General features: G+C 59.7%; 19 protein-coding genes and 1 tRNA gene. 5 read left to right on the top strand and 15 right to left on the bottom strand.

Annotated elements, in window-relative coordinates:
* Nucleotides 1–2: 2 nt before the first annotated feature.
* From G6M89_RS08510 to G6M89_RS08495, 5 genes are all read right to left on the bottom strand, one after another.
* Nucleotides 3–542, bottom strand: a complete 540-nt coding sequence (locus G6M89_RS08510; RefSeq protein ID WP_206335501.1) for a hypothetical protein — start codon at nt 540–542, stop codon at nt 3–5.
* A 2-nt stretch (nt 543–544) separates the two neighbouring features.
* The gene (locus tag G6M89_RS08505) at nt 545–1,252 is read right to left on the bottom strand and encodes an ATPase domain-containing protein (protein ID WP_165161387.1); all 708 of its coding nucleotides are present in this window, start codon (nt 1,250–1,252) and stop codon (nt 545–547) included.
* 57 nt (nt 1,253–1,309) lie between these two features.
* Nucleotides 1,310–1,435, bottom strand: coding sequence for an HVO_2523 family zinc finger protein (locus tag G6M89_RS22550; RefSeq protein WP_255488171.1), 126 nt, complete (start codon nt 1,433–1,435; stop codon nt 1,310–1,312).
* Nucleotides 1,436–1,513: 78 nt separating this feature from the next.
* Complete coding sequence (locus G6M89_RS08500) at nt 1,514–2,404, bottom strand: NUMOD3 domain-containing DNA-binding protein (protein WP_165161386.1); 891 nt, start codon at nt 2,402–2,404, stop codon at nt 1,514–1,516.
* Nucleotides 2,405–2,470: 66 nt separating this feature from the next.
* A complete protein-coding gene (locus G6M89_RS08495) occupies nt 2,471–5,581 on the bottom strand; it encodes an adenosylcobalamin-dependent ribonucleoside-diphosphate reductase (RefSeq protein ID WP_165161385.1) in 3,111 nt (1,036 codons plus the stop codon).
* Nucleotides 5,582–6,074: 493 nt separating this feature from the next.
* On the opposite strand from G6M89_RS08495, the gene G6M89_RS08490 reads away from it, so the two are divergent.
* Nucleotides 6,075–6,257: a hypothetical protein gene (locus G6M89_RS08490; protein WP_165161384.1), complete on the top strand. Its 183-nt coding sequence runs from the start codon at nt 6,075–6,077 to the stop codon at nt 6,255–6,257.
* 102 nt (nt 6,258–6,359) lie between these two features.
* On the opposite strand, the gene trpG is transcribed toward G6M89_RS08490, so the two are convergent.
* From trpG to trpD, 4 genes are read right to left on the bottom strand one after another with little or no spacing between them, the layout of a single operon-like run.
* Nucleotides 6,360–7,034 (bottom strand): anthranilate synthase component II, encoded by a 675-nt coding sequence (gene trpG, locus G6M89_RS08485; RefSeq protein ID WP_165161383.1) that lies wholly within the window; start codon nt 7,032–7,034, stop codon nt 6,360–6,362.
* Entirely contained in the window at nt 7,031–8,740 is a 1,710-nt protein-coding gene (trpE, locus tag G6M89_RS08480) for an anthranilate synthase component I (RefSeq protein ID WP_165161382.1), read from the bottom strand. The genes trpG and trpE overlap by 4 nt, the downstream gene beginning before the upstream one ends.
* The gene (locus tag G6M89_RS08475; RefSeq protein ID WP_165161381.1) at nt 8,737–9,405 is read right to left on the bottom strand and encodes a phosphoribosylanthranilate isomerase; all 669 of its coding nucleotides are present in this window, start codon (nt 9,403–9,405) and stop codon (nt 8,737–8,739) included. Before G6M89_RS08475 ends, trpE begins: the two co-directional genes overlap by 4 nt.
* Before the next feature lie 4 nt (nt 9,406–9,409).
* On the bottom strand, nt 9,410–10,426 hold the full coding sequence (gene trpD, locus G6M89_RS08470; protein ID WP_165161380.1) for an anthranilate phosphoribosyltransferase: 1,017 nt from the start codon (nt 10,424–10,426) through the stop codon (nt 9,410–9,412).
* A gap of 184 nt (nt 10,427–10,610) precedes the next feature.
* On the opposite strand from trpD, the gene G6M89_RS08465 reads away from it, so the two are divergent.
* The 3 genes from G6M89_RS08465 to G6M89_RS08455 all read left to right on the top strand — a co-directional run bounded on the left by G6M89_RS08465 (nt 10,611) and on the right by G6M89_RS08455 (nt 12,350).
* A tRNA-Val gene (locus tag G6M89_RS08465) sits at nt 10,611–10,685 on the top strand.
* Nucleotides 10,686–11,044: 359 nt separating this feature from the next.
* Complete coding sequence (locus G6M89_RS08460; protein ID WP_165161379.1) at nt 11,045–11,338, top strand: GYD domain-containing protein; 294 nt, start codon at nt 11,045–11,047, stop codon at nt 11,336–11,338.
* Nucleotides 11,339–11,441: 103 nt separating this feature from the next.
* The gene (locus tag G6M89_RS08455; protein ID WP_165161378.1) at nt 11,442–12,350 is read left to right on the top strand and encodes an AEC family transporter; all 909 of its coding nucleotides are present in this window, start codon (nt 11,442–11,444) and stop codon (nt 12,348–12,350) included.
* An 11-nt stretch (nt 12,351–12,361) separates the two neighbouring features.
* On the opposite strand, the gene G6M89_RS08450 is transcribed toward G6M89_RS08455, so the two are convergent.
* The 3 genes from G6M89_RS08450 to G6M89_RS08440 all read right to left on the bottom strand — a co-directional run bounded on the left by G6M89_RS08450 (nt 12,362) and on the right by G6M89_RS08440 (nt 14,698).
* Complete coding sequence (locus G6M89_RS08450) at nt 12,362–13,240, bottom strand: hypothetical protein (RefSeq protein ID WP_241175277.1); 879 nt, start codon at nt 13,238–13,240, stop codon at nt 12,362–12,364.
* 162 nt (nt 13,241–13,402) lie between these two features.
* Nucleotides 13,403–14,236, bottom strand: a complete 834-nt coding sequence (locus G6M89_RS08445; protein ID WP_165161376.1) for a CAP domain-containing protein — start codon at nt 14,234–14,236, stop codon at nt 13,403–13,405.
* Between the two features lie 102 nt (nt 14,237–14,338).
* Nucleotides 14,339–14,698 carry a lycopene cyclase domain-containing protein gene (locus tag G6M89_RS08440; protein ID WP_165161375.1) on the bottom strand — a complete coding sequence of 120 codons (360 nt, stop codon included), beginning with the start codon at nt 14,696–14,698 and terminating at the stop codon, nt 14,339–14,341.
* A gap of 105 nt (nt 14,699–14,803) precedes the next feature.
* Between G6M89_RS08440 and G6M89_RS08435 the strand changes: the two genes are divergently transcribed.
* The gene (locus G6M89_RS08435) at nt 14,804–15,961 is read left to right on the top strand and encodes a CBS domain-containing protein (RefSeq protein ID WP_165161374.1); all 1,158 of its coding nucleotides are present in this window, start codon (nt 14,804–14,806) and stop codon (nt 15,959–15,961) included.
* A 51-nt stretch (nt 15,962–16,012) separates the two neighbouring features.
* On the opposite strand, the gene G6M89_RS08430 is transcribed toward G6M89_RS08435, so the two are convergent.
* The 3 genes from G6M89_RS08430 to G6M89_RS08420 form a co-directional block, all read right to left on the bottom strand.
* Nucleotides 16,013–16,711 (bottom strand): bacterio-opsin activator domain-containing protein, encoded by a 699-nt coding sequence (locus G6M89_RS08430; protein WP_343162634.1) that lies wholly within the window; start codon nt 16,709–16,711, stop codon nt 16,013–16,015.
* 153 nt (nt 16,712–16,864) lie between these two features.
* The gene (gene radB, locus G6M89_RS08425; protein ID WP_165161372.1) at nt 16,865–17,587 is read right to left on the bottom strand and encodes a DNA repair and recombination protein RadB; all 723 of its coding nucleotides are present in this window, start codon (nt 17,585–17,587) and stop codon (nt 16,865–16,867) included.
* Between the two features lie 108 nt (nt 17,588–17,695).
* Nucleotides 17,696–19,630: a beta-CASP ribonuclease aCPSF1 gene (locus G6M89_RS08420; protein WP_165161371.1), complete on the bottom strand. Its 1,935-nt coding sequence runs from the start codon at nt 19,628–19,630 to the stop codon at nt 17,696–17,698.
* Nucleotides 19,631–19,861: the final 231 nt, after the last annotated feature.

The raw sequence follows: 19,861 nt of genomic DNA, 5'->3' as shown, positions 1-19,861 counted from the left end.
CGTCACTCGTCTTCGCCGTCGCCGTCGTCATCCGTCTCTGTCGCCCTGGAGACAGGAGTGCGCCCAGCCCGAGAGCGCGACAGTGACTCACGGATTACCTGCTGACGACGACGGGTTGAACTCTCGCGTTCAAGAAACGTTGGTCGTTGGACGCGTTCCGTGCTGTCGGCCGGCAGCGTATCGGCACGAAACCCACGCAGCGAGTCGGGTAAGCCAGTTTCTTCGTCATCCTGTGTCGTGGACTCGACCGTCGACTCCGGCTCCGCCCACAGATCGAGTTCCGACTGCTCTTCGACCAACTCCTGCCAGATCCGGGCTGCGTCTTCGCCCTCGAGTTGCTGGACGCGCTGGCGACCTTTCTGATAGGCCAGTTCGGCAAAACTCCGATCGTAGGTCGTCTCCGTTGCATCAGCGAGTCGCTCGAGTTCGCCGGGATGGTCTGCGCCGAGACACTCTGCCACCCCGAGTGCGAACGCTCGCCAGAGGATTTCATCGCGACTCTCGAGGTGCTCCCAGTCGGTCCCGAACGTCCGTTCGTACATGATTAGGTCTGGACCGTCTCGCTTGGATTGACGTGCAACCCGCGCTCGGAGAACTCGACCGGACGAATATTACAGTCGATTTTCGTCCCGCGCATCTTGATGATCTGGACGCCCCGGGTCATCCCACCCGACTCGAGGTAGTTGTGCATGAAGATCACGCCGTGGGCAAGATAGTGGCCATCCGAATACGAGGTCGGATCAGTCATCTCCGAAATCAGCAAGATTGTCGCATCCGCCCGCTTGAGCCGCGTGAGAAACGTAATCAGCTGTTCGACCTCGGTCGAGAAGAAGTACTCGAGGAGCATCGTCGAGTCAATGACGACGCGGTCGATGTTGTTCGACTCGATAAACGAGACGAGTTTGTTCGAGAGGTTCTCGACGCTATCGGGCGAATCGCCAGTGCCTCTCGAGGAGGCGAGGAATCGTTTGGTTTCACTTTCGAAGACGTCCATGAACTTCAGCTTCCCCGAGTTCACCGCCTGATCGAAGCCGAACTCGAAGTTCGTCATATCTCGGACGATTTCGCTTTCGGATTCGTGCATACTGACGTACAGCGCGGTCTCACCCTCGAAAATCCCTTTCGTGAGAAACTGCGAGCAAAATGTCGTCTTGCCGCTGCCGGGCGGCCCGCTGACGATATAGAGGCGGTCTCGTAAGAGCCCGCCATCGACCAGTTCGTCGAAGCCCGGAACGCCCGTAGACAGTCGCATCGTTCAATGCAGGGGTACTGGCGGATAAATAGGTTCTGGCAGATTCACCGAGACCAGCTACCAGAACGTATCTGCACAGTCATAGATCACGCCGTGTTGCGGACAGACGTACTTGCAGTGGCGCTTGAACATCGGCTGCTCACAGCGTGGACACGGCCGGCCGCCGTCACCTTCGTTAGCCATTACCTCGAGTTACAGTTCTGTGTAATTCACTCTAACTCTTCCGAAGTTGCCAGGTATTCGCCACTCTGCAGATACTTATTAGAGATAAGTTCGAACAATGCTCGGAAGTTCCGTTCGTTCATCCCAGTGCAAATGCTCACTACATGGTAGTTTCGAGCCAACTACGATATACGGATTGGAGTATTTGTTCATGAATGACTTAGCCTTTGATTCATCGTTCTCCCATACCATTCCCTTCACTTCAATCACAACATCGCCAACAACAAAATCTGGGGTGTATGTGCGATCTGATAATTCAAATAATTGTTCTTCATACGTATACTCAAACCCAGCATCGTGCAGTATTTGATCAATCGAAGCCTCCCAGCCGTTTCGGACAATGTTTCGTGTTTTGATAACTTGGCGTGGCTTTGTCTTTCCTGGTACTGTTCCACGGTGTGCCTCGCTGAGTTTCTGAAGTTGCTCTTCAGACCACTCATAGCCGTAGAGGGGGTGACTCTCACCAGTTCGCCCATGCATTGAATGCTTCGTCGGGTCCTTTTCGTAGGTTTCTTTCAGTGACTTTGAGAGTTTTTCACGGCTTTCTTGGTCGAGTTCAAATGAGGTGCCATAGCGTGGGTGTTCATTGCCAGTAACGCCATACCAAGGGTTCTGTTCTCCCTTCAGTGATTCACTGATTTTCTGTCGAGTCTCTTCCGATACTTCATGTCCCTTCAATGATTCACTGATTTTTTGTTTTGCCTCTTCTGGCATTGACCTTCCCGATGCTGCTTCGCCAATTTTCCGTTTTGCATCATCCGACATTTCATGTCCCGTCATTGGATGGTTTTTACCGGAAATAAGACTACGACCAAGTGCTTCTTGTTCTTCAGAGCTTTGTTCACAGTATCGTATAAGATGAATTCCTATACCGTACTCGTTCTTGAAGTCATCTCTTCCACAGGCTGGACACTCTTCTACCGGAGGCATAAACTATATCGCCCCGTCTTCAGTTAAAAAGAAAAGGTAGATCCGAATTAATTCATCAGCGACAAGTCAGCATTCCGACCATCCACAGCTATTGCATGTTTTGCAGCCTTCAGAGAAGTACAGCGAGAGCGATCCGCACTCGGGACATTCGGGTGACTCGCCAGCATCGATCAGATCCTGCGTGGCGTCGTCACCGCTTTTGGCGGCTGCGCCACCGTCGGTCTGTGGGCCGTCGAAGTCGGCTTCCGTACTTGCGTCGGCCGCATCCTCGAGCGTCTGCTGGGTCGGGTACGGCTTGTCGATCTCGTTGTCGAGATAGCGACGCATCGCGGTGCCGATGGCGTCTGGGATGGACTGAATCTGTTCGCCTTTGTCCCAGGCGACCTTCGGACTGCGCGTCCCACAGAGTTCGTCGACGATCTCCTCGGGGTCGACACCGGAGCGCAGCGAGGTCGAGATGACCTTCGCGAGCGCCTCGGTGAAGGAGTTCGTAAAGCCACCCGAGTGGCCGATGTTCGCGAACAGCTCAAACGGCTGGCCGGTCTCTGGGTCCTCGTTGATCGTCACGTAGACCTTACCGTAGCCGGTGTCGATGCGCTGGCTGACGCCCTGCAGGGCATCAGGCCGTTCGCGCTTTTCGGTGAAATCAACGTGAACCATCTCGTCTTCTGCTGCCGAGACCAGCGAGGAGACGTCCTCATCAAGCACGTCCTGGACGTCCTCGCTCTCGAGGAAGGCCTCGAGACCGCCGAAGATCTCGTCGATCTGTTCGACGAGGGTCTCCGCGGCTTCGGTTTCGTCTGCGAAGTCAGCGTTGTCCGCACGCGTCGTCAGCACCTGCTTCGAGCGGGTGCCGTCGCGGTAGTAGGTGACGCCCTTGCCACCGTTCTCGTAGACCCACTCGAAGACTTCCTTTGCGTCCTCGAGCGTGGAGTCATTTGGCGCGTTGACCGTCTTCGAGATGGCGGAGTCGACGCCTTTCTGTGCGGCACACTGGACAGCGGCGTGCTGTTTGGCCGAGAGATCGCTCGTGATGACGAACAGTTCACCGATGGCGTCTGGCACCGTCGAGAGCCCTTCGACGCCGTCGAACTGGTTGGTGGCCATCTGCTCTTGCGCTTCTTCTTTGACGGCGGCGACGTCGATGTCGTTCGCCTCGAGCGTGCGCAGGAAGTAGTCGTCGAACTCGACGAGCATTTCGTCGCCCTGCACGTCGTCGGTGACGTTCTTGTAGTAGGCAACGTTGTAGATCGGCTCACAGCCACCCGTCGTGTTCCCAACCATACTCGTCGTGCCGGTCGGCGCAATCGTGGTGACGTTGTGGTTCCGAATTGGGAAACCATCCTCCCAGTCGTCGGCGTCCTCGCCGGTCTGGTGTTCGAACCACTCGCGGTACTCGGTCGGGTTCGCGTACTTGGACTCGTCCCAGTCGGCAAAGGAGCCGCGCTCAGTCGCGAGTTCGTGGCTTGTGGCCTTCGCGCCGTGGTTGATGTGGGTCATGAGCTGGCGGGCGACTTCGTTGCCTTCGTCGCTGCCGTATTTGATGCCCAGCTGGATGTACAGCTGTGCAAGGCCCATAATGCCCAGTCCGATCTTGCGCATGTCGCGGACCGTCTGCTCGATATCCTCGACCGGGAAATCGGACATCGTCACGACGTTCTCGAGGAATCGAGTCCCGTACTCGATGCGCTCGTCGAACTCCGCGTAATCGATTGCCTCCTCGAGGAAGGCGTCGACGGCGTCTTCGAAGGTGTCGTACTCGTCTGCGTGTGCCTCGGACCAGACACGCCAGTCAGGAGCGCCCTGATCGGCGAGCGTCGAGAGATTGATGTGGCCGAGGTTGCAGGCTTCGTTCTCCTCGAGTGGCTGTTCGCCACATGGGTTCGTCGCCAGAATGCGGTGATTTGGCTCTGCCTCGGTGTCAAAGGAGTGTTCCTTGTTGACGCGCTCGAGGTAGATGACGCCGGGTTCGCCGTTTTCGTGGGCACCGGAGACGATGCGCTCGAAGATGAGTTCGGCGGGAATCGACAGCGGCTCGCCGACCTCGACGTGCTCGCCGAGGTCGTAGCGGCTGTACATCTCTTTGGTTTCTTCGGTGGCGATATGGGGCTCCTCGGTGCGTGGGTTCGTGAACGTGAACTCCTCGCCGTTCTGGACGGCTTCCATGAACGCGTCCGTGACGCCGACAGAGATATTGAAATTAGAGAGATGGCCTTCGACGGCGTTGCGGAGATGCTTTGGAACGCGTCCGTCCTCGTCAATGAGGCTGCGTGCCTCCTCGAGTGCTTCCGAGAACGTGGTATATGTGTAGTCATCCGGGTCGTTCAGACGCAGTGTGTGGGCGAGCGAGACATCCTTGTTCTTCGCGTGGATGAACTCGATGACGTCAGGGTGAGAGACGCGCATAATGCCCATCTGGGCACCGCGTCGGGTACCACCCTGAGCGATGGTCTCACAGAGTTGGTCGTAGGTCCGCATGAAGGTGATTGGCCCGGAGGCGATGCCCCCGGTCGAACCGACTGCGTCGCCATAGGGGCGCAGTTGCCAGAAGCCGTAGCCGACGCCGCCGCCGGACTGGAAGACCTCAGCCGCCTTCTTGGCCGTCTCGTGAATATCCGAGAGGTCGTCGTCCGGAGACATGACGAAACACGCCGAGAGCTGCTGGAGTTCGTCGCCAGCGTTCATCAGCGTCGGCGAGTTCGGCATAAAGGACAGCTCCGACATGCCCTCGGTGAACGTCTCGGCGACGTCTTCGACGTGCGTACGAACTGACTCCGGCAGCTCCGGCACGACAGTCTCGTAGGCGAACTTGTTGACGTTGTGCTCAGTGAGGACGGTTTCGACATCGTCGTCTGCCGTCGTGCCCGCTCCGAAGACCTCCGCGGCGAGTTCGTCGCGGCGCGGATGGTCCGGCTTGAGCTGGTCCGGCGTGACCGTGACCTCGAGGTCCTGTTTCTCGGCCTCGTAGACGGCTTCGGCGAGTGCGATGTTCTTGCCGACGCGGTCGAACAGATCCTCCTGTTCCTCGATCAGGTCGCCGGTGGCGTCCTTGCGCAGATAGCGCGCCGGGAGAATGTTGTGATAGGCGTTATCGGTCATGCGCTCCTCGAGCGTCTCGCCTTCGGTGCGCTTGATCGGAAGGGTGAGTTCCTCCGCGGAGAGGTCGTGTTTGCTCATGCGCGGCTCACCTCGCAATACTCAGGGCGTCGTCCGACGGTTTGGCGTCGATGTGGAGTCCTGGCTCTCATCATTCGTAACGAAGGTTCGGTATTCAGGCATCACCCATAAAACGTAGTGTTGTAGTCCTCCTTTTCTTGGAATACTACAATCAGGGTTGTATAGATGGGTCTAGACAGTTGGTCCGGGCGACGGCCTCGAGACGGCCGTCTTGGCGTCTAACAATCACTACGAGCGCACCCATCTTAACGATTATCAGAGCAGACTGAAAGTGACGCAAAACACAGGAGAATCACCGTCTCCGCGGGTGATTTTCTCTTTCAGATGCGTGCGGTACCGATGTTTCGACGCACCCACAAGCCGTCTTGCGGTCGCGCTGGTAGTGCGTTTCGCAGTCTGTCACATCGAGATCCAAGCGAAGATCGAATGGTAACTATCTGTGGTTGTCAGGATATCCAGAAAGATTACGTCCTTCCAGTACGGGGACTGAAATATGGTCGAACCATTTACGGGATCGACGGTGCTGCTCGCCCTCGCTGCCCTCGCCGCCTTTGCGGTCGCTGTCATCGCTATCCGCATCGCAATCAAACTCGCCGTCCGCGTCGGACTCGTCGCGGCGGTCGTCCTCGCCGCACTGTATGCAACCGGGATGCTCGAGATTATCCCCGGCGTCTAGACTACCACCCAAACACGATCAGACGGCACCCAAAGGTAGAGAGTCTTCTCGAGGAGTGTGACAAACACAACACAAACAGCAGCCACTCACTCGAGCGCCCGCTCAGAGACTCGCAAGGAAATTCTCGATAATGTCGTGACCGGCTGCCGTGAGCACGCTCTCTGGGTGGAACTGAACCGCTTCGATGGGGTGTTCGAGGTGGCGCACGCCCATGACGAGCGTTTCGCCATCGTTCTGCGGCGCCGCCGCAGCGCCAGCGGAACCGTGTTCCGCGCTGTGGTCGGCCGTCGCCGTCACCTCGAAGCAGTCGGGCACCTCGAGTGCGACCAGTGAGTGATAGCGCCCGGCGCGAAAGCCCTGCTCGAGGCCAGCGAACACACCTGATTCGTCGTGATCGACGGCTGAGGCCTTGCCGTGGATTGGATCGGGTGCCCGCCCAATCGAGCCACCATACTCGTAAATCGCTGCCTCGAGGCCGAGACAGACGCCCAACGTCGGTACCTCGGGGCTGACGTCCCGGAGCACGTCCATCGTGACGCCGACATCGCGGTCGTTTTTCGGGTGCCCAGGGCCGGGGCTAATGATGATCGCATCTGGGTCTTCAGCGCGAACGTCCTCGAGCGAGGCGGTGTTTTTCACCACTGCAGTCTCGGTGCCAGGGAGTTGGCTGACGTACTCGACGAGGTTGTACGTGAAGGAGTCGTAGTTGTCGACGAACAGGACGCGTGTGGTCTCCTGCTCGGTGTCGGCTGGCGACTCGCTACGTGGTGTGCTCATTGGCTCACCTCCGGCGTTTCGCGGCCATCGTCTGCAGTCTCCTCGGGAGGAACGTCAATCTCCTCGAGCGCCGCAAGAACGCCGCCCATCTTCTTCTCAGTTTCTTCGTACTCAGATTCGGGGTCGCTGTCTGCGACCAGTCCGGCACCGGCTTGGACGGTGATTCGATCCAGATCGGTCTCGTCCCCGGTGACATCTGCAGGCGGTGTCACGCCTGATTCGACAGTCGCCGTGCGAATCACAATCGCGAAATCGGCGTCACCAGTCCAGGAGTAGTAGCCTACGCCGCCGCCGTAGAGCCCCCGTGGCTGGGCCTCAAGGTCGTCGATAATCTCCATCGCCCGGATTTTCGGGGCCCCAGAGAGCGTTCCGGCGGGGAACGACGCGCGCGTGGCGTCGAACGGGTCTGCGTCCGCAGCCAGTGTGCCAGTTACTGTTGACTCGATGTGCTGGACGTGGCTGTACTTGAGGACGTTCATGAATTCGTCAACCCGCACCGAACCGGCTTCAGCAACCCGGCGAACGTCGTTGCGCGCCAGATCCACGAGCATCGTATGCTCGGCCCGTTCTTTGTCGTCGGCGAGCATTTCGCCCGCCAATCGGCGGTCCTCGACCGGACTCGAGCCGCGGTCGCAGGTACCTGCAATTGGATTCGACATGATCTCGCGTCCGCGTACCGAAATGAGTGTCTCCGGGCTCGCGCCGACGACAGTCAGGTCGTCGTGCTCGAGCAAATACATGTACGGCGAGGGGTTGACCTCGCGCATCGCCTCATAGAAACCGATTGGATCGATGTCGCCGTACAGTTCCCGTTTTCGCGAGATGACGCCCTGATAGATGTCGCCATCGAGGACGTGCTCCTTTGCCGTTCGAACGCTTTCTTCGTAGTCGGCTTTCGGGCCTGCGGTCTCTGTTACCTTGCTGAAGCCGCCGGTTTCGGGAGCCTCGGAATTGTGCAGCGTTGCAGCGACGGTGGCGGCCTCGGCCTGCAGGGCGTCGTAGACTTCCCCAGGATCGTCACCATCCTCGAGAATCGGCGTACAAACCAGCGAGACAGTGTTATCGCGCTCGTCGAACGCGAGCGTCTTCGTCGTCAAGATGAACTGTGCATCCGGGAACCGAGATTCAGGTCGCTCGAGGCCGACATCCTCGAGCCAGAGATCATAGACCGCATCGTAGGCCAGAAAGCCGACGAGTCCACCCTCGAGATGCTGGCGGTCGTGGTCAGGAAAGTTCGCGAGGCGAACGTCGGGCATGGCCGCCCGGAGTGCGTCGACGGTATCGCTGTCATCGGCCGTCTCGACCGACGTCAGCGGCGTATCCTCGACCAGCGTTTCGACGCTTGCATCGCCCGATTCGACCGTGACGACGGCGTCGGGATCGTAGCCGACGTAGGAAAATCGTGCGTGGCGATCCGGCTCCGCCGAACTCGGGCGGAACGCGCCATCTGGGTCGCTCGAGGCCGTCTTTTCGGCGCTCTCAAGCAAGAAGGCATACGACGAGCGCTCGCGATCACTGTCGCCGGTGCGGCCGGTCAGCGCCGTGTAGGCCGCAAGTGGCGTCGTCTCGACGTCGAGCGTCGCCACGGTTCGGACAACAGCCGGTGTGTCGCCATCGCATGCGTGTTCACAGAACGCGTCTCGCTCGAGGTCGAACTCGACGGGCGGTACGTCAGCTGCGTCGGGAGTCGTGTCAGAATTACTCATAGCGTCACCGTGTCGGGTCCGTCAGCGTGTGCGGTTTTCGCTCGAGTCACGAACGCTCGAACCGCGTCGGCGTCTTTGATTCCGCCCTCGGCTTCGACCCCGCTTGCCACGTCGACCGCGAACGGCTCGACTGTTCGAACGGCCGCAGCGACGTTCTCGGGTGTGAGTCCACCGGCCAGAATGAGCGGCGACTCGAGCGACGCTGCGGCGTCGCGCGTTTGTTCCCAGTCGTGGGTCTCACCGGTTCCGCCACCGCCTGACTCGTCGACTGTATCAACGAGCAACGCGTCGACGAGGTGGTCGTAGCGTTCGGCGGCCCCAACCTCGTTGGAATCGATTGCGACCAGGAGATTCGCATCGATAGCTGATTCGATGGACTCGAGGACAGCCGGTTCCGTGTCGCCGTGAAGTTGAACCGCATCCGGCCCAACGCGCTCGACCAGATCAACCACGCGGTCGGCATCGCTCGCCATCGTCACGAGAACACTCGTCACGAACGGCGGTACGCTCGAGACGAGTGACGTCGCTTGCTCGGGAGACACCTCTCGTGGCGTCTCGACTGGGACGTCACAGATGACGCCGACTGCGTCTGTTCCGGCGTCAACGGCCGTCTTCAGGTCCGATTCAGTCGTGAGCCCGCAAATTTTCACACGCGTCCCAGCCATCGATTCAGACCCCCGGCTCTGGCTCGGGCACGGCACAGAGATCTGCGAGTTTGCCGGCCGCGTCGTCTGATTCAATCGCCTCGAGTGCGGCGTGGGTACCGTCCTCGAGCGAGTCAGCCTCGCCCGCGACATAGATCGCTGCGCCCGCGTTCGCGAGGATCACATCTCGTTTCGCGCCAGTCACGTCACCCTCAACAATTCCGCGCATGTCGGCCGCGTTCTCGGCGGGCGAGCCACCCGAGATGTCTGCGATTGCATGTTGCTCGAGGCCGAGGTCTGCCGGCTCGAGGGTGTACTCCTCAACGCCGTCATCCGCAACTTCTGCGACCTGTGTCTCGCCGTGAATTGCGATTTCGTCGGTGCCCGCGCCGTGGACGACCAGCGCGCGCTCGACATCCATCCGTGCGAGTGCGTCTGCAAGGACGGGGACGAGGTCAGGGTCGTAGACGCCGACGACCTGCGCGTCTGCGCCCGCGGGGTTCGTGAGTGGCCCAAGAACGTTGAAGATCGTCCGCATGCCGAGTTCCTTTCGCGGCCCGATGACTGCCTTCATCGCCGGGTGGAACACCGGTGCGAGCATGAAGCCGATGCCGTCATTTTCGATCGCCTCCTCGACGGCTGGGGGCTCAGCTTCGACGTTGACGCCAACTTCCTCGAGGACGTCTGCACTCCCGGAGGACGACGAAACGGAGTAGTTGCCGTGCTTGGCGATGGAGACTCCAGCGCCGGCTGCGACGATTGCGCTCGTCGTCGAGACGTTGATCGTATCGTAGTCGTCGCCGCCGGTTCCGCAGGTGTCAACCAGCGGCTCGCGGTCGGGCGAAATCGTCCGTGCGGCCTCGCGCATTCCTTCTGCGAAGCCAGCGATTTCGGCTTCCGTCTCGCCTTTCGCGCGTAGTGCCGTGAGTAACGCGCCGATCTGCGCCTCCGTCGCCTCCTCGAAAACGGCTGTCGACGCCGCTCGAGCCTCGTTCTGTGTGAGATCCTCGCCCTCTGTGACGCGTTCGACGTACTCCTGCATAGTGAACACCAATGTACGTAGTTGTCTTACAATGTTCAAATGAGTACATCGACTTAAGCGTGTCGGAGCCCCGTGTCCCTCTCTGCCGTACAGCGTCCGATTCGAAACCTTCAATTACACCCGTGGGCAACAATTGAGTGCAGACAACGTGACGGCGGACGTCACAATGCACGCAACACAAGGCGGGTTGGTGGTCTAGTCTGGTTATGACACCTCCTTGACATGGAGGAGGCCGGCAGTTCAAATCTGCCCCAACCCATTTCTGACGGAACAATAATTGACGAGCAGAGCGTGGCAATAACGCCACGCGACGCGAGTCTTCCGTTCCGTCAGAAATTGTTACGGGTAGTTTGAACCAGGCAAGTCGCGCGCAGCGCAAGCGAGCACGTCTTGACGAGGTTCAAATCTGCCCCAACCCCATTTTACTACCCAAACATCGCTACCCAAACATCGCTACCCAAACATCGCTCGAGAGCACCGGCAAAATCACACAACAACCCACCTCTCGAGCGCAGTTTCGAACTCCACGTCCACTGGCCCCAGACCCTCGAGGCGGCCACACTCGAAACACGAGCACGGGAGAGATTTATGACACCAGTCGGTGGCCGTACGCCTGCTATGGCGACATACGTGACGTTGTGGCAGTTCACACAGCAAGGCGCAGCGGCGATTCAAGACAGCCCCGAGCGCATCGACCGCCTCGAGACGCAATTCGACGAGTTGGGTGGCGAGTTGCGCGAGTTCTACATGCTGTTTGGCCAGTACGATACGCTTACGATCAGCGAGTTTCCCGACGACGAGACGGCCGCACAGGCGGTACTCGGAGTTACCAAGCAGGGCAACGTTAGTGCAGAAACCTCGAGGGCGTTCTCGAGAGACGACACACGGGCGATTATCGACGGCCTCGAGTAATGCACTTCGGTGGTGTCGAGATCGCGGAGCCACGCAGTGTGACGGTTTCGCAAACGCGTCGGGAACCACATAGTAGAAAGCGGCGTGTCCACTGGGTCGGCGTATGGAGGTCCTCGGCCGGCTGCTGGCGCTGCTCGTGATTTTGTTGCTCGGGACGGGCCTGCGCACGAGCGGCGTATTGAACGCGACACGGGCAGCCCGGCTGAACGCCCTCGCGTACTACGTTGCGCTGCCGGCGCTGATCTTCGTCTCGACGTACGATCAGGCGATCGGTGAACTCCTCTCGCTCGAGTTGCTCGGAGGACTCCTGTTTGTGCTATTTTCGACGGCTGGTCTGGCGTGGGTGGTTCACCAGCGGCAAGCATCAACGCCGCGCCGGAGCGTCGCAATCGTGCAGTCATATCACTCGAATCTCGGCTATCTCGGGTTGCCACTGGTCGCCGCGACGTTCGGGCCGGAGGTGACAGCAATCGCGAGCGTCGTTCTCGGGGTCGTTACGCTCACGCAGTTGCCGCTGACGGTTACTATCCTGTCGACGCTCAACGGCGCAGACGCAGCAATTGGGCAAAAGCTTCGCGACCTCGCGAGGAATCCAGTGTTGCTGGCACTGCTTTCGGGCCTTGCCATGGGCTCGAGTGGCGTAACAGTGCCGTCGGCCGCTGCGACCGGCCTCGACGTGGTCGGGGCGCTTGCGCTCCCGCTTGCACTGCTGTGTGTCGGGGCGTCGTTACAGACCGGCGCGTCGTCGATCGACCTGGGTGGGGCAGGCTCCGTGATCGCGCTCAAAGTCGGCTGTATGCCGGTGCTCGCGTGGATCGTCTTCTCGCTGCTCAGTGTCGATTCAGCGGCGTTTACGGCGACGGTCGTCATGCTCGGAACCCCGACTGCCGTCTCGACGTTCGTCTTCGCGACGGAACTCGGCGGTGACAAGGAGTTCGCTTCGTTGAACGTCTTTCTCACGACGCTCGTCTCGATTGGGACCCTATTCGTGTTGATTACCCTCGTCAGCTAAGCGGGCCCGCTTCAGGAGAACAAGCGCTTGAGTCGACCGAGCAGTCCCGGTGACTTCTCATCGCTCGAGTCCGGCTCTGAGTCTCCCTCCTCATCCGCTTTTGCGTCTGCCTCGAGCGTGCCAGCGAGTGGGCCGTCGCCTGTACCAGCACTTGTGCTCGAGTTGGGTGAGTTGCTTAGGGATGATGACCCACTGCTCGTCTCGAGGTCAGCCATCGAAAGTTCGATGTCGTCGATTTCGGGAGTCGATTCACGACCCTCGCCGGCTTCGGCTGCGCGGACGTCTGCACCGGAGATGTCGCCGCGTTTGGCGCGTTCGGCGAGGTCTGGATCGACAGCAGGGGTGTCGGATTCAGGTTCAGTGTCCGACTCGGCTGCGGTTTCATCTGTGGGGGTCGCTGATTTTGCCGGCGAGTTCGCCTGAGTTGCCGTACTCGAGAGCGCAGCGGCGGCGTCGTCAACTGACGCGTCGGCAGCTGTATCGTCGGGAGACGAGTCGGCTTCGGCTTCTTCGATGACGGCGGCTGTTGGATCGCTAGTGGGTACCTCGGTTTCGTCGAACTCAGTCGTGACGCCCTCGGTGTCTGCGCCCGTCTCTGCGTTGTCTTCGAACGGGTCGTCGCTGGTGGCGTTCGGTTCTGAGTCGGTTGTGCTGTCAGTCTCGTCCGGCTCGTCCGTCTTTTCAGCCTCAACGGATGACGTCGAGTCGGACGCGACGGTCTGTGTCGACTTGGCTGCGTCGCCGTCTGCTGCAGAATCCGACTCTGGCTTCGCGTCATCAAGCGACGCCAAAATATCGTCGACGCTGGTCTCAGAGACGACACGTCGCGGGCCACCGCCCGGCTCGAGGCTGTCCCCTGTTTCCCCATCCTGTGAAGACTCATCGCTCATAGGGGGGTCTGGCGGTTCCGAGACCATAATCTTTCTCCCGCAGACTCGTGAAAACGAGTGCTAGTGTGTCGCGAGATCATGGCACGAAATCTACTCGAGGAGTGACAAACCGATCGACACCAAACCGATGTACGCAACGGTGAAACTCACCCAGGGCTCACATCAGGTGAGACAGAAATTGTGTGAGGCGTACACCGCGCCATCGTCGTCGATATAGACACCGACGCCGCCGCGGTCCCAGCCGGGGCCACCGTGGTCCTCGAGGATTGCCTCACGGTGTGGCTGGGAGTTCATCCACTGATCGACCAGCCCGGTGGCGAGACGTTCTGCGGTCTGGTAGCGGATTGTCTCGTCCTCGCCGGGGTCGTCGATCGGTCTGTCAACCCACGTCAGCGCGATGTTTTCACCGTAGGCGCGACAGTAGCTGTCGACCGCGTCAAATCGATCGTACGGCCCCTCATCGTCCGGGTTCACGTGATCGAAATACTCCCGCTCGGCCATATCGACGCTGTGGGCTCGTGAGACAGAAGCGACGGTGCCGTCCCACTCGAGCGCCTCGAGGTCGTGCTCGGCGCGGCGGTCGTTGACCTCGGCGTGGACGAAGTCCTCAACGGTAGCCGACGAGACGGTTTCGACCTCGGTTTCGTACGTCGATTCACCGGGGTCGTCCGGATCGGTCACCTCGGGATCGCGCTCGCCGGCCGGTGGCGGATCAGCGCTCGGGTCGGGCATCGGGCCGGTGTCGATGACGATATCGTCCAGATCGTCGAGACTGTCGATCTCACGGACCTCCTCGAGCGTCATTGGCGAAAGTGCCAACGCGCCAACGAACAATCCAGCGAGCAGAACGCAGACGAGCAAGAGAGAGAGCAATCCGCGCAGGAGGCCGCGGTCCCCATCCCGACGAGGGGGCGGACTCTCGCGAGTGGAGTGCACGCTCGAGCCAGGACGGTCAGCGCCGTGTTCGTCCGGTTCGGACGACGGCCCGCGTGCCATTGGCCTTACGTTGGGGACACGCAGATAAGGGGACGGCGGTCGGTTGCAGGATATGATACTCTGCTCGAGGAACGGTGAATGCCAGCAAACCGTCCCGCTGGCTTACGTGCTTGTGACGGCGTGGTCGCCCCCGGCGCCACCGGCCGTGGCGTCAGCCTCTGGCTCAGTGGTCCCGAAAATCGTCTCGTGGAAGGCGATGACCAGTCCCGGCACGACGGCCATAAAGAGGTGTTCCTCGAGTGGGATGCCGGCGATATCGATGCCGGTGCGGAGTTTGATGTCGAAGACGCCGACGGCGAGGGTGTAGCGGTCCCAGACGTACGCGATCGGATACAGTGCGAGGATCGTCACGGCGGCTTTGCGGAGGGCGTTGGCGCGATAGAGCAAGACTGCGGCAATTGCCCCCCAGAACAGTTCGGTTGCGAGGTAGGTGTATCGGCCGAGGACGCTGATGTCGAGCATTGATTGCCTTTCAACGCCACCCTCAAAAACCCCACCTGCAATGACCACTTGGATACAACGGGCAGTACGTTAAATACCCCGGAGACAGTATATTCGTCTGGAACGATGAATATCGCTGATATCGCCACACCGGAGTACATCGAAGTCGACGTTGGCACGCGAATGGGGAAAGTCCGTTCGACGTTCGAAGACGGCAACCCCAAAGGAATTATCGTCACCGATGACAGCGACTATGAGGGCGTCATCAGCGAACGAGAGGTCCTCCAGTCACACGTCGAGGACGATGCGAAAGTCGCAGCGCTGATTAAACCCAGCCGAAACGATCCTGCGCCGAAAATCGACCGCGAAGAAGACGTTCGTGAAACCGCACGCGTCTTAGTCGAGAGCAACTCGAAGGTCGCACCCGTCTTCGAACACGGCGACCTCTGGGGCGTCATCTCTGATGACGCCATCTTGGAGGCCGTCCTCGAGAACCTCGATGCACTGACCGTCGAGGACATTTACACAGCAGATCCGGTTACGCTGCGAGAAGACGACGGTGTTGGCAAGGCGATCAACCACCTGCGCGAGCACGGAATCTCACGACTGCCGATTCTTAATGACAACGGCTACCTGACCGGCGTCGTGACGACCCACGATATCGCTGATTTCGTCATCCGCGAGAATCACAAGACGACGACCGGCGACCGCGTTGGCGACTCAGATCGCCTGCTTGATGTCCCGATTTACGACATCATGAACAGCCCGGTCCGAACCACCACGCTCGATACGACCGCCAAAGAGGCCGTCGAGACGATGGTCGGGGACGACTACGCGGGCCTGATGGTCACGCCTGATGACGATGACCGAGTCGTCATCGGCGTCATCACCAAAACGGATGTGCTGCGTGCGCTCACGTTCACCGAAGAAGAACGCATGGACGTTCAGATTTCGAACATCTCGATGCTCGACACAATCTCGCGCGACGGCGTCGTCGACGGCATCGAAGAGGTCTCGGACAAGTACGCCGACATGCAGGTCCACCACGCGAACGTCCGGTTCAAAGAACACAAGGAGAAACTGCGCGGCACGCCGCTTATCCACTGCCAGATCCGTCTGCGCACGAACAAAGACCAGGTCGCTGGCACCGGCGAAGGCTACGGCGCTGAAAACGCTTTCCGCGTCGCACTCGACAAACTCGAGCGCAACGTCCTTGAAATGAAAGGCGTGGTGAGCGACGAGGAGTACCGCGGCCAGCTCCTGCGGAAGCTAAACGAACTGTAAGGAGTGTATTGGCTGCCCACTACGGCAGCCTGTCATTTCAGCCGTTTTCAATTACGACCCGAAAATCACCGAGAATATTGTCTGTTCTGCAGATCGCAGGTGTTCGTGAAACGTCGGTGGCGAAACGTCCATTTCTGCGGCGAGTTCTTCACCAGTCGCTTTCCGTGGCCAGTCATAAAAGCCGTTCATGTACGCTAGAAAGAGCGCTTCGTGTTGACGCGGTGTGAGTGAACTGAGCGCTGTCTCGTACAGTTTCTGTCGTCGAAAGAGTGAGACTGCGTACTCTTTTTGACGTCGGGCAACGATTTCGACGCGCGGATACATCTCCTGAAACTGTTCAATGACGGCTGATGCGGAGTAAATCGGTGGGATTTCCGCGACGATCCGTGCGGTCCCATCATGACTGCTCAGCTCCGTCGGAATCGCACCCGCATCGGTCAAGCTAATCGTGAAGAACTCACCGTCTTCGTCGATTCGTACCTCGAGGACGGCATCCGTATCGGTCTCACTGACCACACACGCCTCGAGTTTGTCGTAGCGCTCAAGGACCGAAAGGACGTGCTTAGGTGGACAGCCAGCGACACGTTGGAACACGGTGTAAGAGCCGTTGCTCCGAGGGAGCAGTTGAATCAACTCGACTGAACACGCCGTTTCAGCCGAGAGCGCAACCAGCGGATACCCCGGATCCGACACCGTGAACTCGACCTCGACGACAGCATCATCTCTTGCCCGTTCTTGTGTCTTGTTCACACGACGCATTCGTGAGCAGGCTACTTCTGTATTGGCGTAGCTATGTACGAGTTAATAATTATAATTTGTCAACGCTGGTGGTCTCTCCCTGCATACACGAAATCGAGGAGAAAGCCCATGACGTTAGTCGTAGGGGAAGTCACCACAGTCTGGTTAGTGTCGCTGGCGGTCGCCACCACCGAGTCCAGTATCCGTAATCTGGAACTTCGCGGACTCGCCGACCGGTTTCGAGCGATGTTTCTCGAGTGTGGCGCGTCGATTCCCGCCGCGGAAGCGCTCGAGACGGACGACAACGCCGGTCCAGTGCTCGAGCGTGTTGCCGCCGAGTGGACGCGTCCGATCCGAGTCGGGATCAGCAAACACCTGATTCGTCAGGACGACCGCGAGGTCGTGTTTGCGCGCGAGCGAGAGTAGATGTGTGACCTGACGCGCCACCGAGCGCAGGGCCTCGCCCTCGTCGCCGTCGCCTGTTCGCTCGAGGCGGTAGAACCCGGTTGCGCTGTCGAGGACGATCAGGTCTGCCCGTTCAGCGAACTCTTCTGCGTCGCGGACAGCTTCGGCTTGTTCGTCGAAATCGAGTGCATCTTCAATGACGATTCGTGAGGCAACCGTCTCGATATCGGGCGCTGTCTCATCGTCGGTGCTCGCCACTCGAGCGGACAGCAGTTGCTCAAAGCGGTCGACGGAGACGCCCTCGGTGTCGATATAGACCGCCGTACCGCCGCTGGCTGCGGTTTCGACGGCCGCAGAAAGTGCGACATTCGTTTTACCCGCGGCTGGCGAGCCGTACACCTGCGTGACGGTCCCGCGTTCGAACCCCCCGCCGAGTAACTCGTCGACCGCCCCACAGCCGGTCGGAATCGCCTCGTCGTTCACAGTCTAATTTCGGGCGGTTCGCGCAAAAACCCCCCGAAACCGATTGCAGACTCGAGAACGAGAACAGGACCTTCGATAAGAACGCCGACGAGAAAGCGACGAACCGACCTACAGGAAGCGGAACGTCTCGAGATTCTTCGGTGCGAACGTCCGCATGTTGTAGTCGTGATAGAGTGCCGAGGAGAGATCCTGCGTCGAGCGCTCGTCACCGTGGACACAGAGCACTTTCTCGGGGCGTGGATTCATCGTCTTGACGAAGTTCTCGAGGCCGGCGCGGTCGGCGTGGCCGGAGAAGCCATCGACGGTTTCGACATCGACGTTGAGATCGAGGGTGCCGCGGCCGCCGCCGTTGCCCATTGCACCGACTTCGCTGGTCGGGATTTCGTCCCAGCCGTTCTGGATGCGTCGACCGAGCGTTCCCTGGGCCTGGTAGCCGACGAAGACGAGCGTCGAGTCTGGGTCGGGACCGATGTGGCCGAGCCAGGACATGATCGGACCGCCGGTGACCATACCCGAGGTCGAGAGGATAATACAGGAGTCGCCGTCGGCAACGTCCTGTCGTTCCTCCTCGCCGCCGTCGATGTGGTTGAACTCGTCGGCGAGGAACGGATTCTCGTCGTCGTGGAAGATCCGGTCGCGCAGATCGTCACGCAGGTACTCTGGGTAGGTCGTATGGATTGCCGTTGCCTCCCAGATCATGCCATCGAGGTGGACTGGCATCGAGGGAATATCGCCGTTTCGCATCGCTTCCTCGATAACGAGCATGATCTCCTGTGATCGGCCCACTGCGAACGCCGGAATCAGGACCTTTCCGCCCTTGTCGTAGGCCTCGTTGATGACTTCCTTGAGTTTCTCCTCGGAATCCTGTTGGTCAGTCTGGTAGTCGTTGCGACCACCGTAGGTTGACTCGAGGACGAGTGTCTCGACGCGCGGGAAGTCGTTGACCGCGCCGTTGAACAGGCGGGTGTCCTCGTAGTGAATGTCGCCCGAGAAACAGACGTTGTAGAGGCCGTCGCCGATGTGGAAGTGCGAGACGGCCGAGCCGAGAATGTGGCCTGCGTTGTGGAACGTGAGTTTGACGTCCGGTGCGATGTCGGTGACGTCGCCGTACTCGAGTGGGATGCAGTGTTTGATAGCCTCACGGACCTGTTCGCTTTCGTACGGCGGCGCTCGACCTTCTTTGGCTGCGACGTCGAGATAGTCGAGCGTCAACAGTCCCATCAGGTCTCGCGTTGGTTCGGTACAGTAAATCGGACCGTCGTAGCCGTATTTGAACAGCAGCGGAATCAGCGCGGAGTGGTCGAGGTGGGCGTGTGTGAGGACAACGGCATCGATGGTCTGTGGGCCGGCACCGAACGCCTCGGGTGCGTGGAGGTAGGGCACTTCGCCCTCCGCACCGGGTTTGTCACCACAGTCGACAAGGATTCGCGTCTCAGGCGTCGAGATAATAAAGGACGCACGACCGACTTCGCGACAGCAACCAAGCGTCGTGATGCGGACGTACTCGTCATCGGACATCTCGTCGCGATGGATCTGTCGGCCAACCTTCTCGAGAATGTCACGGCGCTCGTCGCGCTCTTGCTTGAGGAAGCTCCGAACGTTCGAGACGGTCGAGGATTCGATCGGCGGCGTGCGGACGACTTCGGGCGTCCAGCCGACGTTTTTCGTGATGTCGCGAAGCGTCGAGCCGTGGCGGCCGATAACCATGCCTGGCTTTTCGGCCTCGATGACGACCTCGCCAGTATCGGCGTGGAAATCGAGGTCGGTCACGCCAGCTTCTTCCGGAATTACGCCCATTACTTCCTCGCGTGCCTCTTCGGGACGCGAGAGGACGCTTGGGTCCGGCCGGACGGTGATCCGTTTGCGGAGTTTACTCGCGAGTTTCCGAATCAGATCGCCCTGATTGGCGAATTTCTTCGGATCGCGCGTGTACACCACCAGTTCGGGGCCTTCGTACTTCACCGAGGAGACCGAGATATCGCTCGGAAGCTCGCTCGTGATCTCTGCTTGCAAATCGTCGAGTTGCTGCTCTACAGTGCTCATATGTCGCCAGATGTGGCTTGCGTGAACTCGTCGCCTGGGAACACGTCCGGCCGATCGAATTGCCGGCTACAAACGGAACACGAACGGACACACCTCGAGACGGGAACACCGACAGTCGGTCGCATCGTCGGGAAAAGCAACAGCGATCGCCGTCGTCAGACGACGATAGCTGTCTCCATTCTCGTCTCATACTGTGTACTTCCGTGCCGTGACGAACACGCTCCCAGATCG

This window comes from Natronolimnobius sp. AArcel1 (assembly GCF_011043775.1).
GTDB lineage: Archaea > Halobacteriota > Halobacteria > Halobacteriales > Natrialbaceae > Natronolimnobius.
The sequence above is the reverse complement of the archived record's forward strand: the minus strand, read 5'-3'. Positions and strand labels throughout refer to the sequence as shown.

Coding starts and splice junctions, on each gene's coding strand:
- G6M89_RS08510 (WP_206335501.1), bottom strand. CDS start 542: ATGTACGAACGGACGTTCGGGACCGACTGGGAGCACCTCGAGAGTCGC.
- G6M89_RS08505 (WP_165161387.1), bottom strand. CDS start 1,252: ATGCGACTGTCTACGGGCGTTCCGGGCTTCGACGAACTGGTCGATGGC.
- G6M89_RS22550 (WP_255488171.1), bottom strand. CDS start 1,435: ATGGCTAACGAAGGTGACGGCGGCCGGCCGTGTCCACGCTGTGAGCAG.
- G6M89_RS08500 (WP_165161386.1), bottom strand. CDS start 2,404: ATGCCTCCGGTAGAAGAGTGTCCAGCCTGTGGAAGAGATGACTTCAAG.
- G6M89_RS08495 (WP_165161385.1), bottom strand. CDS start 5,581: ATGAGCAAACACGACCTCTCCGCGGAGGAACTCACCCTTCCGATCAAG.
- G6M89_RS08490 (WP_165161384.1), top strand. CDS start 6,075: ATGGTCGAACCATTTACGGGATCGACGGTGCTGCTCGCCCTCGCTGCC.
- trpG (WP_165161383.1), bottom strand. CDS start 7,034: ATGAGCACACCACGTAGCGAGTCGCCAGCCGACACCGAGCAGGAGACC.
- trpE (WP_165161382.1), bottom strand. CDS start 8,740: ATGAGTAATTCTGACACGACTCCCGACGCAGCTGACGTACCGCCCGTC.
- G6M89_RS08475 (WP_165161381.1), bottom strand. CDS start 9,405: ATGGCTGGGACGCGTGTGAAAATTTGCGGGCTCACGACTGAATCGGAC.
- trpD (WP_165161380.1), bottom strand. CDS start 10,426: ATGCAGGAGTACGTCGAACGCGTCACAGAGGGCGAGGATCTCACACAG.
- G6M89_RS08460 (WP_165161379.1), top strand. CDS start 11,045: ATGGCGACATACGTGACGTTGTGGCAGTTCACACAGCAAGGCGCAGCG.
- G6M89_RS08455 (WP_165161378.1), top strand. CDS start 11,442: ATGGAGGTCCTCGGCCGGCTGCTGGCGCTGCTCGTGATTTTGTTGCTC.
- G6M89_RS08450 (WP_241175277.1), bottom strand. CDS start 13,240: ATGAGCGATGAGTCTTCACAGGATGGGGAAACAGGGGACAGCCTCGAG.
- G6M89_RS08445 (WP_165161376.1), bottom strand. CDS start 14,236: ATGGCACGCGGGCCGTCGTCCGAACCGGACGAACACGGCGCTGACCGT.
- G6M89_RS08440 (WP_165161375.1), bottom strand. CDS start 14,698: ATGCTCGACATCAGCGTCCTCGGCCGATACACCTACCTCGCAACCGAA.
- G6M89_RS08435 (WP_165161374.1), top strand. CDS start 14,804: ATGAATATCGCTGATATCGCCACACCGGAGTACATCGAAGTCGACGTT.
- G6M89_RS08420 (WP_165161371.1), bottom strand. CDS start 19,630: ATGAGCACTGTAGAGCAGCAACTCGACGATTTGCAAGCAGAGATCACG.